The organism is Priestia megaterium (assembly GCF_041941685.1).
Classification (GTDB): domain Bacteria; phylum Bacillota; class Bacilli; order Bacillales; family Bacillaceae_H; genus Priestia; species Priestia megaterium_C.
Genome location: NZ_CP130958.1, coordinates 2,304,651 through 2,318,734 on the forward strand (window position 1 = coordinate 2,304,651; position 14,084 = coordinate 2,318,734).

Below are 14,084 nucleotides of genomic sequence, written 5' to 3' on the forward strand. Positions count from 1 at the left end.
ATACAAAAGGGAGGTGACTGAGATGTTAAAAAATGAAGAGTTTGCGCTAACAAAAGAATTAACAAACGAACAGCAAGAAGCTGCACGAAATTTTATTCAAGTGTTGTTTCAAGAAGATTTATCTGAATTTTGGAACATATTATGTGATATCGATAAGTCTCGTATTTACGGCTTGTATGAAGCAAACCATTATTATGATTCTGATATTGAACTACATGGGTTTGTACAAGAAATAAGAGATAATGTAAGAGCTGTTTATGCGCCTCTTCAAGAGCAAGGGGGTATTTCGACGAAAGTTCGATATACAAGCGAAGGAAAGATGTATGTATACATATTAGGCAGTGGCGAAAACCCTAAGGTATATCCTGTTGGATTAATGCCTGAAACATATATCGAACAAGAACGTTTTTCTCAGCGGCTTCAAATTAGCATTTATAACGACGAGTTTCGAAACGTTGCCCTATAAACCATATATATGGAAAAATAAAGAATAATAAAATTAATTTGTTAAAATAGCAATATTTGGGGTATGTAATAGGTATAACATTAAAAAGGGGTGAAAGAAATGCATTATTATCGTATTTCAGAGGGAGACCATGAAGAGTATTGTGAAACGATTCTGCTTCATGAAAAGAAGTTTTGCAAAGAAACATTTCAATCTATGGTGCGAGAAGCAATGAACAATAAGCCCGGTAAAATTGACCGTGTGGATATTGTTAAATATTTAATTGGTCACCATAGCTTTCAAGTAGCCCACATCGAAGCGGGATTTCATAGTACATACAGCGAGAAAGTGACATAAAAAATGCAGCACATCCTATACAACGAACTTTTCTTTTGAAAAGGGCGCTGTATTTTTTTTTGCTAAAAATAGAATGTTTCTAAGAGATATTCCTTTTAATGGTATAATAGTTAAGCACTGTAAGATACACATATAAACATCACAAATACTTTAAAGAGAAGGGGTGAGGAAATATGGAAAAAGAAAGAATAGAAGAACTTGAACGAAAAATAAGCAGTTTAGAAGAAGACGTAGCCAGGCTAAAGTCGCTCGTATATAAAACAAATTCTCCAAGATCAAAAACAGTTCACGCTCCTCCCGAGCAGCGCGAGGAGACCACTAAACGTCCTGCTCAAACAGCAGCTAAAAGCTCACAGGCAATAGAAGAACCTGTTGATTGGGAAAAAGTCCTTTTTCAAACATGGCTGCCGAGAATTTTTATTTTTGTATTTATTATTGGCGTACTATGGGGATTTAAAGCAGCCTCTGACTATGGGTTAATGAATGAAAAAGCAAAAGTTGTTCTCGGTTTCGTTGTTTCAATAGGTTTTGCTGTGACAGGTCATTTCCAAATTAAAAAGGACAGGTTGGTGCTCGGGCAAGTACTTGTAGGAGGAGCTATTCCTATTCTCATATTAACGACGTTTGCGATGCATAGCCTGTATCATTTAGCGGGACCAACGCTTGCTTTTATACTAAATGCGAGCTGGATTATCCTAGGGATTATCGCGACAGTCTTTTATCGTTCACAGGCATTAGGTATTATTAGCGCGGTTGGAGGCGTACTAGTTCCTTTTCTTATTGAAAGTAATTCGCCTAATGCGCCCGTTTTCATTGGCTATGAAACGCTTCTGTATATTGCCTTTTTATATGTGGCAATCAAACAAAAATATTCAATTTTATATGTTCTTTCCGCAGTATTATTAAATCTTACGCTACTAATTTATTACTCGTTTGTTGGTGATAATGGTGTAAAAGAGTTATTAGGTATGGCGATTCTTATTCAGCATTTATGCTTAATTTCTAGTTTTTTTCTATCACAGTCCGTACTCCAAGTATATGCGTTTACCCTTCTATCGAGTTTAGCAGTTACGTACGGGTGGCTGCTCGCCGTTTTTGACGATGGCACGATCACAATGGTGATGCTTGCGCTAGTTATTATTTACGCATTAGGTGTTTACGCAGTAAGAAGTTCTAAAGAGAAATTTGAATTTTTTATTACCTATTTAATTGTTGCAGTAGCGTTTTTTATTCATCAGCTCGTCGATTTAAGAGAAGGAGTCATTTTATATGTGATTCAAGGAATTGCTGTTTACTATATCGCCATGACGTATAAAAATCTACTTCATCAACTATTTTCTTATACGATTTATATACTGAGCGCAACGTATATCTTAGTTACACCAATCGAACAAGTGCTGTCTCTTCCGGCATTAAATTAGGTTGTTGTGTTAGCTTCTATTCTAGTATTTATATGGATCAGCATTCAAAAAACAGAACAGGATGAGCACGATACGTTCAAAGTTGGAGGAAGTATTGTTTTTTCTATTCTTTCTTTAATTTTTGCTACGGAAGTTACGGCCGCTGGCACCAATCATCTTTCCGCTAATCCGCAAACGCTTATTATGACGGCCGTTTGGTTAGGGCTTTCCATTGCAGCATTTGTAATAGGATCACTTAAAACGTTTAAAACAGCAACGTATATCGGCGTGGGAATTTTGTTCTTAACACTTTTTAAACTTGTTTTATACGATTTACCTTTTATCCCAATGGCTATACGGGCCTTGTTATTTATCGTCTTAGGAGCTATCGGTTTAATTATCTCGCGACTATTTTATAAGAAGTAGCTAGAAGCTGAAGAGAAATTCTTCAGCTTTATTTATTATAATATTATTATGTAAACTTAATCTTGAAGTCGTACAAAAAGTATACAATCATGTATAATGGAACAAGTGAATTGGAGGTATACATAAAATGAAATCACTTGTATTAGCAGAAAAGCCAAGTGTAGCACGTGATCTTGCGCGCGTACTTGGCAGCACCCAAACAAAAAAAGGGTATATTGAAGGACCAAAGTATGTCGTAACATGGGCACTCGGTCATTTAGTTGAATTACAAACACCAGAGGATTATGATAACCAATATAAAACGTGGCGATTAGAAGATCTGCCAATCATGCCTGAGAAAATGAAATTAAAAGTAATTCGTAAAGGGAGCTCTCAGTTTCACACAGTATCCGATCTAGCAAAAAGAAAGGATATTGGAGAGTTAATTATTGCGACTGATGCAGGGCGTGAAGGAGAACTTGTAGCACGCTGGATTATGGAAAAGGTACGCTGGAACAAGCCGTTTAAACGCCTTTGGATTTCGTCTCAAACGGATAAAGCAATTCGTGACGGGTTTAAACAGTTAAAACCAGGAAAAGAGTTTAATCGCTTGTATGATTCAGCGGTTTGCCGTTCAGAAGCCGATTGGCTTATCGGTTTAAACGTGACGAGAGCGTTAACGACTAAATACGAAGAACCATTATCGGCAGGAAGGGTACAAACACCGACGCTGGCGATGATAATTGAGCGTGAACAGGTAATCAATACATTTAAACCTAGTGAATATTGGACGCTTACAGCTCAGTTTTCATCTTTTGAAGCGGCTTGGCAAAAGGGCAATGAAAAGCGCATTTTTGATGAAAAACGTGCAAAAGAGCTGCACTCAAAATTATCAGGTGAGGCAGTTGTAAAAACAATTAAGCGCAAGATGCATAAAGAAGCGCAGCCGCTTCCTTATGACTTAAACGAACTGCAGCGCGATGCTAACAAACGCTTTAACTTCTCTGCTAAGAAGACATTGAATGTACTTCAAAAGTTATATGAACAGCATAAGTTAGTCACGTATCCACGTACAGATTCTCGTTATTTAACAACAGATATGGTTTCTACTATGAAAGAGCGTTTGGAAAGCATCTCTGCTGTATATAAAGAAGAGGTTCGTCCAATTTTAAGAAATGCACAGTTGCCAAAGCGAGTGGTTAATAACGAAAAAGTAAGTGATCATCATGCTATTATCGTAACGGATCAGCCTGTGTTTCTACAGGATTTATCAGCTGATGAACGAAAACTGTATGACTTAATTGCAAAGCGATTTATTTCATTATTTTATCCTGCATATGAGTATGAAGTGGTTAAAGCAGAGCTTGAAGTAAATGGGGAACAGTTAGTAGCAAGCGGAAAGCAAGTCGTGAATGCAGGCTTCAAAAAAGTTTCTGGTGGAGACTCAGAAGCAACGGTGAAGCTGCCTGATATGGAAGAAGGCAGCAAGCTGCTCATTAAAGATGTAACGATGAAAAGTGCATTTACAGAGCCGCCGCAGCGCTATACAGAAGCGGATCTTCTTGGACAAATGGAAAAACATAATTTAGGTACGCCGGCAACACGTGCAGATATTATTGAAAAACTTCTGCAAAATGAATCCATTGATCGCCAAAACAATCGTCTGCACGCAACCAAAAAAGGGAAGCAGCTGATTGACCTAGTAGCAGATGAGTTAAAGTCGCCTGAGCTTACGGCTAAGTGGGAACGTGACTTAGAAGCAATTGCTAAAGGAAAAGGAAATGCAAAAGAGTTCTTAACAAATATTCGCGAACAAACAGAAAAGCTAGTTAAGCAAGTGAAAACGAGTAATCAAACGTACAAACCTCATAATTTAACGGGCTCTAAGTGCCCGGAATGCGGTTCTTTCTTAAAAGAAAAGAAAACAAAGCAAGGAAGAGTGCTTGTTTGTTCAAGCCTGGAGTGCAGCTATAGACGGGCAAAAGACCCTAAACTATCGAATCGACGCTGTCCGCAGTGTCACAAGCGAATGGAAATTCACTCAGGAAAAGCAGGCACGTACTTCCAATGCCGTTCATGTCAAGTAGTGGAAAAAGCTGAGGACAAAAAGAAAAAGATTTCAAAACGAGAAGAACGAAAGCTCCTTAACAAATATAACGATGACGGAGCATTTGGTTCAAGCTTGGGTGATGCTTTGAAACAAGCCCTTCAAGATAAAAAAGATAAGTAACGTAAAAAAGTGCGATACCACGGTATCGCACTTTTTTTCGTATAATATGGATTAAGTGATGAGTAAGTAAGTAAGGTGGAGTGGAATATGAGTCCTACTGGGCCATATGTTTATTTCTATTTTTAATTTTTGTATTTGGCTCTATCACAGAGCTTTTTTCAAAGACACTCATTTTTTTAATGAAGAGTGCCAGACTGAATAGAGTACTATTTGTAACATCCGCAGCGCATCAGCAAGAAAAGCGCATCATATCAAGCTTCAAAGCTATTTAAAGAACCCTGTAACATATTTTTTTAAAAAAAGTATGTGATTTTTTTCACATATCTATTGAAAAAGGACAAACATGTTTGTATAATAAGAATTGTAAAAGATATGTGAAACATTTCACAATATATGTGAAAAACTTCACAATATCACATTTTCTATAATCCTAAGGGGGATATCATCTATGAAAATTGCAGTAGTAGGGTGTACACATGCAGGAACGGCAGCAGTAAAAAATATGGCAGAACTTTATCCAGAAGCTAAAATTACAGTTTATGAGCGAAATGATAATGTTTCATTTTTGTCTTGTGGAATTGCGCTCTATGTAGGCGGAGTCGTAAAAGATGCAAATGGTTTATTTTACTCTTCACCGTCTGAATTGCAAGAGATGGGTGTAAATATGAAAATGAAACATGAAGTTACGAATATTGACACAGATGGTAAAAAAATAGCTGTACGAAATTTAGAAACCAACGAAGAATTTGAAGATACATTTGATAAATTAGTGATGACAACTGGATCATGGCCGATTATTCCAAACCTTGAAGGCATCGATTTAAATAATGTTGTGCTTTGTAAAAACTATCAGCATGCTAATCACATTATTGAAAAAGCGAAGCAAGCGAAGAAAATAGCCGTAATCGGTGCGGGCTATATTGGTGCAGAATTAGTAGAAGCATTCGAAGTGTATGGAAAAGAAGTCACGTTTATTGATAGTGCTGATCGCATTTTAAATAAATATCTTGATCCAGAATTTACGAATTTAATGGAAACTGAGTTTGAAAATCGAGGAGTTAAATTAGCATTAAACCGAGCAGTTACTAAATTTGTAGGCAGCGAGGGATCTGTTGAAAAAGTAGTGACAACTGAAGGCGAATACGAAGCAGATCTTGTTATTCTGTGTGTTGGTTTCCGTCCAAATACAGACTTAGTAAAAGGACAAGTAGACATGCTTCCAAACGGCGCAATTGTGGTTGATGAATATATGCAAACAAGCAAAAAAGATATATTTGCTGCCGGAGACAGCTGTGCTATTTACTACAATCCCATTAAGAAACATGCTTATATTCCGCTTGCTACCAATGCGGTTAGAATGGGAACATTAGTAGCTCAAAACCTTGTTAAGCCGACGATTAAGTATATGGGAACACAAGGAACATCAGGCTTGCATATTTATGATTACAATGTTGCATCTACCGGCATAACAGAAACAGCAGCTTCTCTTTTTGATATGAATGTGAAAAGTATCACAATATCAGAGAATAACCGACCAGAATTCATGCCAACGTACGAAAATATTACGTTAAAAGTAGTATATGAAGAAGAAACAAGACGAATTGTAGGCGCACAGGTTATTTCTAAAATTGATGCTACTCAAGCAATCAATACATTGTCTGTATGCGTACAACAGGAAATGACCATCGATGAGCTTGGATTTATGGACTTTTTCTTTCAGCCGCATTTTAATAAGCCTTGGCACTTCTTAAATCAGGCAGGTCTTCAAGCGCTTCAAGGATAAAAAAGCAGGTGACTACCTGCTTTTTTTTATGTGGATTTTATTATCTTTTTTATTTTAGCAGGTCTAAAGCGGACCCAGCCTATAATAAGGAGAATAAAAGGATAAAAAGCCCCTACGAAAAAACTAATAAAGTAAAAATATGCTGATTGGCTTGAAGATAGCGGCTGATAAATCAGAAGGATTTGGAACATTTAAACCAAGTGCTTTACAGATGCTTACGACCATTCCGATTGCAAGAACTGTATAGAATAGCCACAGTTCTTTCTTCGCTTTTTTTTGCCGTAGTCTAGGTACTTCAAACCAAATGATGAGCGTGTAAACAATAAGTAACCCCAATACCCCTAGCATACACTAGCTCCTATACATGAATAATTAGTGTTATATTTTCCTGAAAAATAATTACTTATACTGAAGGTGCATTCTTTATTAAAGGTTTGTGAGTTTCTATCCATTGCTAGAACGCCGCTTTTTGTTTTGAATAAACCCCGCAATTAAAAGAAAAAGTGGATATAAGATGCCTACAAGTAAGCTGTAGGGAATCCACGTTTTTGTATCCCAATCCTTTTGATAAGAAACGCTTGGATACACAATAAGGGAAAGGGTAATCATGATGAGTGCGACTGGAAAAGAAAATAGCTTGTAGTCCTTTATATGAAATACATTGGCAAACCCCAAAAGAGTAGCGTAAAAGTAAATGCAAAGCTTAAAAAAGAGAGTAATGAACCACAAAATAGCAATGACTACTTCAATTCCTTGAAGAAAGTTTCCTACATCAATTCTTCTTCCTAATTCATAGCTTGGAAACATGGTGATTTGGGAGTAATAAGGACCAACTACTAAAATTCCGAGTAAGATTAACGTAACCATCACTAGTCCGCCGGCTATATTACCTATATAAAAGGATTGAGTTGCCTTTTTTGTGTCTGGTGTATGGGAAGAAAAAATCATAAGCAGAATGGTATAAGTCAAAGAACTCATGCTTAAAAACGTTAAAACAGCACGAATAAAAGCTTTTGGATGGATTTCGAACACAGGCTGAATATGCTCTATTTTAATTTGAGGGATCATAGACAAAAAGAGAAGTCCGAATAATCCGACAAACCAAGGAAATAAAATCTCGGCACTTCGTGCAATAACTTCTATTCCTAGGCGTACTCCTACGATGACCACACCCATAAATGCAATGTGGATGGCTGTAAGCGGCGTGTAGGGAAGAATTTGTGTAGTGAGAAAATTTCCTACATAGTAAAGAACTTGACTGCTGATAAATAAATTGGATAACACAAAAACAGCAGAAACAATCTTTCCAAATAGTTTGCCTAAAATTTTTTCGTTCATTTCCATCAGCGTAAGCGTTGGAAACATTTTTCCTAGTGAGGTAAAAAGAAAAACTAAGCCAATGCCTGATGCTACACCGAAAAGTGCGGCAATCCAGGCATCTTGATGAGCATCAGCTGTAATAGCGGCAGGTACAACAATAATTGTGCTTCCGATGCTATACAAAGTTACTAATTTGCGAAACTGCGCAGCTGAAATATTGATTTCATTAAGCAAAATGAGCACATCCTTTTGCCATATACACTAATTAAGTGATCCAACGGAATAATAAGTGACTTAAAGGTTGAAACATTACTTCTACCCAATCAGAAGGATTCGGTAGAGGCAGCCGAAAGATTTTTGCAAGAGCGATTATGATACTGATTGTCATGAACACAATAAAAATGTTCTGTTCTTTTATGAGAGTGTTGAGGTAATCTTTTTATTTCCATCCATATAATCCCTGCACAAATGATCAAGAAGGAAAGAAACAAGTGCATGCAGTCAACCCCAATACATTTTTTCGTTCAGATAAGCTATTCGTATGATGTCCGCCAAAGAAAGTGATTGTACATTTTTGTAAAATATAGAAATTATTTCAGGAGATAGAAGATATTTTCTAGGGCTCTTAAATGATTGAAGGATTTGTTATGGGGAATATTCAATTAGCTTTAACCTATTGAAGCGTCGTATGAATAAGTAGAAAAATGCCACACTAAAGAGTGAACAAATGGAAAGGAGCACTATGATGAAAAAATACCCATACAATAAAGATAAACAACAATCGTTTCAAGCAGCACAGCAGGGGCATAAAGAGGCAGTAGATGCATATGAACAGGCAAATGAAGCTAAAAATGATGCATCGTACGGCCATGAAGCGAAGCAAGCGATAGGTGAAGTGAATGAAGCTTCTCAGCAAATTGAAAATGCGCTTGAAAATGCTTCTGAAACACAGCGTCAGCGTTTAACAGAGTTTCAGCAAGATATAAAAGATATGGAAAACGACCTTAATCAATAAAAGAGCCGCTGTTTTACTTAGAGCAGGTTCACAATAGAGAGTATAAATTGTAAAAGCAGAAGATAATGAACTTCTGCTTTTTTTATTGGTAGTGTGAACGTAGGTTTCATGTATATAATTGCTTCTAGCTGTTGTTTTGAGGGCAAGATGAAGACTTGCACGGAAATCAACAGTGATGTAACAAATAATCCATCATTCCATTCTTATTTTAAAAGGTATAGAAGTTAAAAAAGTAAGAATCCTAATAAAAACAGAACGATAAGAATGGAAAGGGATTGTGACAGGAAACATGCTAATAAACATACTAATAATGATTGTCGTATTGTACTTCATATATGTATTCGTAACTGCAGTGGTACTGTTTTATGTCCCTTTGCATAAGGGAAAAGACTTAAAAGTAATGAATACTGAGAATTTTTACGGGAAGAAAGAATCCACAGACCGAGTTATGCTTTTGGAAAATGGTTATTTTTCAGGGCTTGTTCGGATGCAGATGATTCAAGAAGCGAGGCATACAATCGATATTGCGTATTTTTCCATCGGTAAAGGTCGTTCTTCGGATTTACTTATGGGCGCTTTATTCGAAGCTGCGGATCGAGGTATACGTATTCGCGTGCTGTTAGATGGGATCTCTCATGGGTTAAAAGGTAAGAGAAAAAATGTTCTTTATGCTCTAGCTTTCCACAATAATATTGAATTAAAGTACTATGAGCCCTTTACTATTTTTAAACCTTGGACATGGCATAATCGTCTTCACGATAAAATAATAGTAGTCGATGGCCAATTAGGTATTAGTGGAGGACGAAACATTGGAGATAAATACTTGGCCAGTCAACCAGATAAAAATTTTGTCTATGACCGTGATGTGCTGATTTATAACACAAAGCAAGAAAGTCATAGTGTCATTCTCTCAATGGAGAAGTATATAGAGAAATTATGGAATCATCCGTATACACGCCAAGCTTTTCCAAAGCTCAAGAAAACTAAACAATTTCGTGGTCTTTCAGGAAAAAAATTGTTGATAGATCAATACGAAGAGGCCAAAAAAGCAAACGAACCTTTTGTCCATCCTTATATTGTATGGAGAGAATCAACGATGCCTACAAGAAAAGTTTCTTTTATTACAAATCCTATTCAAAGAATTAATAAAAGTCCTTTTATATGGAAAACATTTATTAAGCTTTCGCAACAAGCTGAAAAATCCATTGTTGTTCAAAGTCCTTATATCGTACCAACAAAAGAGATGGAACAGTATATAGATAAGCAAGTAAAACCAAAAGTGCAAAGAATTATTTTAACTAATTCTATTACATCCACTCCAAATGCTATGGCTTTTTCTGCATACTTGGGAGTGAAGAATCGCGTCATAAAAGCTGGTTCAAAGCTTTATGAATATCAAAAGCCCTATTCAATTCACGGGAAATCTGTTGTTTATGATCAGCGTTTAAGTGCAGTTGGTTCTTTTAACTTAGATTCACGTTCTGCATTTTTAAATACTGAATCCATGGTTATGATAGATAGTGAAGAATTTGCAGCCGAGTTAACAGGAGCTATTGAAACTAAAATTTCTTACAGTACGCTTGTGGGAAATGAGGGAGAACCTGTGGATTTTAATACGGATTCTCAAAAAAACGTGCCTCCTATAAAATCTGCACTGCTACATATTCTTTCGGTCTTTACACGATTTTGGAGACATTTTGTATAGTACGTTGTTACAGCAGAGTCTCTAAAAACAAATAGCGGAGATTAAAGAGGACTGCAGCTGGTGAAGGGAATGTGTAAAAAGCTGTGATATGCCTCACAGTTTTTTTGAAACCGCTAGTACTAGTTATGATTCATCAAAAGACCTATTGACGAAATTCCATATATGTTTTATTATGATATAGCGTCGTTAATAAACGAGGTTCTTTTGAAGAAATCATTTCTAGGGGCATAGTTTAAAGGTAGAACTACGGTCTCCAAAACCGTCAGTGTGGGTTCGATTCCTACTGCCCCTGCCATTTTGGAGTTATCTTTTAATTCACACGCGGGTGTGGCGGAATTGGCAGACGCGCTAGACTTAGGATCTAGTGTCTTATGACGTGGGGGTTCAAGTCCCTTCACCCGCATCTTTACTTTCATATACGCGCGGAAGTAGTTCAGTGGTAGAACACCACCTTGCCAAGGTGGGGGTCGCGAGTTCGAACCTCGTCTTCCGCTTCTTTTCAAAAGCAGTTTGCATGTGCAAACTGCTTTTTTTGTTGTAGAAATAAAGAGTTTTATTATGCTGTTTTTAATCAGAAATATCTTATCCAAGCAGTACTGCTTATACGTGTTGTTTTCGTGAATATACACATAATATTGGGGTTACATTAAAAGCTAATGAACGATACGTGAAGACATCTAATATGGTTTTTAAGATAGGGGAGAGTCCTATGGAATCTGGTTGGTTTTCAATTATACCGTTTTTAATTGTTATTCCAATAGCTATTTTCACCAAACAAGTGCTGCCAGGGTTGTTTTTAGGCTTATTGATAGGCGCTTATTTGATTGATCATTCGATTATCGGAGGTGTTGAAAAATTACTTCACTACGTTGTACAAGCTCTTAGAAATAAAAGTAATATAGAAATCGTCGTCTTTTTATACGCGTTTTCAGGGCTTATCGGAATGATTAAGATGGCTGGAGGAGTTAAAGGTTTTGTGGAAAAAGCTGCTGAAAGAATTGATACAAGAAAAAAAGCCCTTATTTTAACCTATGTTTCAACCATTGGGACATTCAGTGCTCCGACATTTCGTTTTGTTACGATCGCGCCCATCATGAGAGCGCTGCTGAAAAAAGTGAAAATGACGACAGCAGAGCTAGGGTTTGTTATTGAAACAACTGCTACTCCTGTTATCGTCTTAATTCCCGTGGCAACCGCATTTGTCGGATATATGGTATCAATCATTCAAATGGCGATTGATCATCAAGGCATAAAGCAAGACGCTTATTCTTTATTCATTCAAAGCATTCCTTATAATTTCTTTTCAATTGTGATTATTTTAGTAGGGATTTATTTCAGCTTTTTTCATCATTCAACATCTACGGCTCCTATGAAGCTTGAGGAAGAAGACGAAAAAGATTGGCATGATTGTCATCCTTGCGTATCGAAGGATTTGCCTTCTAAGCCTTGGAATCTGTTAGTGCCTTTACTTGTTGTGATTTCGCTCACTTTATTTTTAACATGGTGGAGTGGACATCATAAGAGTCACACTTTTTTTGAAGCATTTATTAAAGCAGACGTGCTAGAAGCGATGGTAGTAGCTTTAATTATAACTATATTAATTACCCTTATTTTTTTCTTATTTCAGCGCTTTACCTTACAGAATTTGCTTAATGGTTTTATCACAGGAGGCAATGACTTAATGTCCGTTATTCTGTTGTTATCGGTAGTATGGGGATTATCTGCTGTTACAGAAGACTTGGGGTTTTCCAACTTTGTGACCGCACATTCCAAGTGGATTCCTCATATGTTCATCACCCCGTTCATGTTTATCTTTGGAGCTGCTATTTCTTATTTTATCGGATCTGCTTGGGGGACGTGGGGGATTTTAATGCCGCTTGGCGTATCGCTTGCAAGTTCTGCAGATCTTTCTTTGCCGTTGATTATCGGTGCAGTATTTGCAAGCGGTTCATTTGGAGCATTTTCTTCACCTTTAAGCGACGATACGAATACCATCGCCAAAATATTAGATTTATCTGTTATTGAATATGCCAAGTATAAATTAAAGCCAGCTTTAATTGCAGCGGGAATAACAGTTGCTTTTTATCTTGTTGTATCTTTCTTGTTTTGAATGAGGGAAATAGCCATCTAGTATCAATTTTTCATTTTTTTTAGCTTAAAGTATGCATACAGTCCTAATGATACGCACACTAGCATGATACAAGTAAGCGGAAATAAGATGGTATTAACAAAATGATCATAAAACCATATATACACGAACATCACCTCGATCATTTTAACGCTATTTTTTCTATTTATTAGAGATACAACTATCCGTGCTGCTTCTTCCTATTCCTTAAAAATACGATAATCAGAAGCAGTACAGGTATGATAGAAAATAGTGGCATATGTAAAAGAAATCTCGCAACGTGTAATCCTTCATAAAGGTGTTCTTGAAAATTACTAGCGATTGTAATCGACAAAAATAACACAATGATGCCTAAAGGATAAGCTAGCTGTGAAGGAGATTTAATTTTAAATAAAGTAGCTGTACCTACTATAGAGGCATAAAACAAGATGCTAACTTTAAAATAAATTCCAATAACCATCGCGAACATAAAAAATACGTCTAGACGCTCTAAAAAATCAGCTACTTGGATCGTTTGTACAGTACTAAGAAGAGGGAACTGTGATCTTGTTGTCAAATCAACTCCAAGCACGCTAATATTAATAATCATCGTAATAATTAAATTAATTCCGCTTAATCCCGTTGCACATATCATGGTAACACTTGCTTTTTTAGGATTACTTAAGTAAGGAAGAAGCATGGTAAATACAATAGCCTCTGTGAAAGGAAAATACAGCGTTTCGGTTAAAGCAACTTTAGCAACAGGGAGTACTCCTTCTTTTAATACCGGCTGTAAGTTCTTGAAATCAATTAATCCTGAGCTAATAATTAAAATGAAGCCTGCAACAGCCAGAAAGTACATAAAAATAAACAGAAGCTCTCCTGATCTCGCTATGGCTTCAATTCTTTTTCGGGTAATATAGATAATGACCAGCATTAATAACGCATTGGCAATAAATAAAGGGGTATCGGGGTAAGCAAAAGTAAGAAGCATCTCTCCGAAATCTCTTAGAACTCGTGATGCATCGTATAAAAAATAGACAATGTATACAAATGCAAGAAGGGTTCCCAATACCTTCCCTAAAATTTTCTGCATATACTCTGTAGGCAGGAGGTCCGGATAGTAGGAATAGAGCTTATGATAGACTAAAAAGAAAAGAAAGCTGCACAGCATTCCAATTAAAATAGCTAGCCACGCATCTTGTTTCGCTCCCATTGCAAGAGGGACTAATAGAGCGCTTCCCAGTTCAAATAAAACCATGAGAATAAATAATTGAGTGGCGCTAATTTTTGCTTTTTCCATATACCCAGTACCTC

Annotated in this window: 12 protein-coding genes and 3 tRNA genes; 12 read left to right on the top strand and 3 right to left on the bottom strand. The window is 36.7% G+C overall.

Features of this window, described 5'->3' with window-relative positions; all coding sequences use genetic code 11:
- The first annotated feature begins 22 nt into the window (after positions 1–22).
- The 6 genes from Q5794_RS11895 to Q5794_RS11920 all read left to right on the top strand — a co-directional run bounded on the left by Q5794_RS11895 (position 23) and on the right by Q5794_RS11920 (position 6,620).
- Positions 23–466 carry a hypothetical protein gene (locus tag Q5794_RS11895; protein WP_192997366.1) on the top strand — a complete coding sequence of 148 codons (444 nt, stop codon included), beginning with the start codon at positions 23–25 and terminating at the stop codon, positions 464–466.
- Positions 467–565: 99 nt separating this feature from the next.
- Complete coding sequence (locus Q5794_RS11900; RefSeq protein WP_013056931.1) at positions 566–802, top strand: hypothetical protein; 237 nt, start codon at positions 566–568, stop codon at positions 800–802.
- A 173-nt stretch (positions 803–975) separates the two neighbouring features.
- Positions 976–2,223: a DUF2339 domain-containing protein gene (locus Q5794_RS11905; protein ID WP_374989125.1), complete on the top strand. Its 1,248-nt coding sequence runs from the start codon at positions 976–978 to the stop codon at positions 2,221–2,223.
- Between the two features lie 6 nt (positions 2,224–2,229).
- A complete protein-coding gene (locus Q5794_RS11910) occupies positions 2,230–2,628 on the top strand; it encodes a DUF2339 domain-containing protein (RefSeq protein ID WP_374989126.1) in 399 nt (132 codons plus the stop codon).
- A gap of 127 nt (positions 2,629–2,755) precedes the next feature.
- A complete protein-coding gene (locus Q5794_RS11915) occupies positions 2,756–4,837 on the top strand; it encodes a DNA topoisomerase III (protein WP_374989127.1) in 2,082 nt (693 codons plus the stop codon).
- A gap of 448 nt (positions 4,838–5,285) precedes the next feature.
- Complete coding sequence (locus Q5794_RS11920; RefSeq protein ID WP_214987036.1) at positions 5,286–6,620, top strand: FAD-dependent oxidoreductase; 1,335 nt, start codon at positions 5,286–5,288, stop codon at positions 6,618–6,620.
- A 123-nt stretch (positions 6,621–6,743) separates the two neighbouring features.
- Here Q5794_RS11920 and Q5794_RS11925 read toward each other — a convergent pair whose 3' ends face one another.
- Both Q5794_RS11925 and Q5794_RS11930 read right to left on the bottom strand, forming a co-directional pair.
- On the bottom strand, positions 6,744–6,968 hold the full coding sequence (locus Q5794_RS11925; protein ID WP_214987035.1) for a hypothetical protein: 225 nt from the start codon (positions 6,966–6,968) through the stop codon (positions 6,744–6,746).
- A gap of 96 nt (positions 6,969–7,064) precedes the next feature.
- Complete coding sequence (locus tag Q5794_RS11930; RefSeq protein ID WP_311590504.1) at positions 7,065–8,183, bottom strand: endospore germination permease; 1,119 nt, start codon at positions 8,181–8,183, stop codon at positions 7,065–7,067.
- Between the two features lie 502 nt (positions 8,184–8,685).
- Here Q5794_RS11930 and Q5794_RS11935 point away from each other — a divergent pair.
- The 6 genes from Q5794_RS11935 to Q5794_RS11960 all read left to right on the top strand — a co-directional run bounded on the left by Q5794_RS11935 (position 8,686) and on the right by Q5794_RS11960 (position 12,770).
- Positions 8,686–8,955, top strand: a complete 270-nt coding sequence (locus tag Q5794_RS11935; protein ID WP_013083053.1) for a hypothetical protein — start codon at positions 8,686–8,688, stop codon at positions 8,953–8,955.
- Between the two features lie 310 nt (positions 8,956–9,265).
- The gene (locus tag Q5794_RS11940; protein ID WP_214987205.1) at positions 9,266–10,660 is read left to right on the top strand and encodes a phospholipase D family protein; all 1,395 of its coding nucleotides are present in this window, start codon (positions 9,266–9,268) and stop codon (positions 10,658–10,660) included.
- Positions 10,661–10,881: 221 nt separating this feature from the next.
- Positions 10,882–10,955, top strand: a tRNA-Trp gene (locus tag Q5794_RS11945).
- Between the two features lie 26 nt (positions 10,956–10,981).
- Positions 10,982–11,063: transfer RNA gene (locus Q5794_RS11950), tRNA-Leu, on the top strand.
- A gap of 19 nt (positions 11,064–11,082) precedes the next feature.
- Positions 11,083–11,154 (top strand) — tRNA-Gly (locus Q5794_RS11955).
- A 215-nt stretch (positions 11,155–11,369) separates the two neighbouring features.
- Positions 11,370–12,770: a Na+/H+ antiporter NhaC family protein gene (locus tag Q5794_RS11960; RefSeq protein WP_214987033.1), complete on the top strand. Its 1,401-nt coding sequence runs from the start codon at positions 11,370–11,372 to the stop codon at positions 12,768–12,770.
- A gap of 199 nt (positions 12,771–12,969) precedes the next feature.
- Here Q5794_RS11960 and Q5794_RS11965 read toward each other — a convergent pair whose 3' ends face one another.
- Entirely contained in the window at positions 12,970–14,070 is a 1,101-nt protein-coding gene (locus Q5794_RS11965) for a GerAB/ArcD/ProY family transporter (RefSeq protein ID WP_214987032.1), read from the bottom strand.
- Between the last annotated feature and the right edge of the window lie 14 nt (positions 14,071–14,084).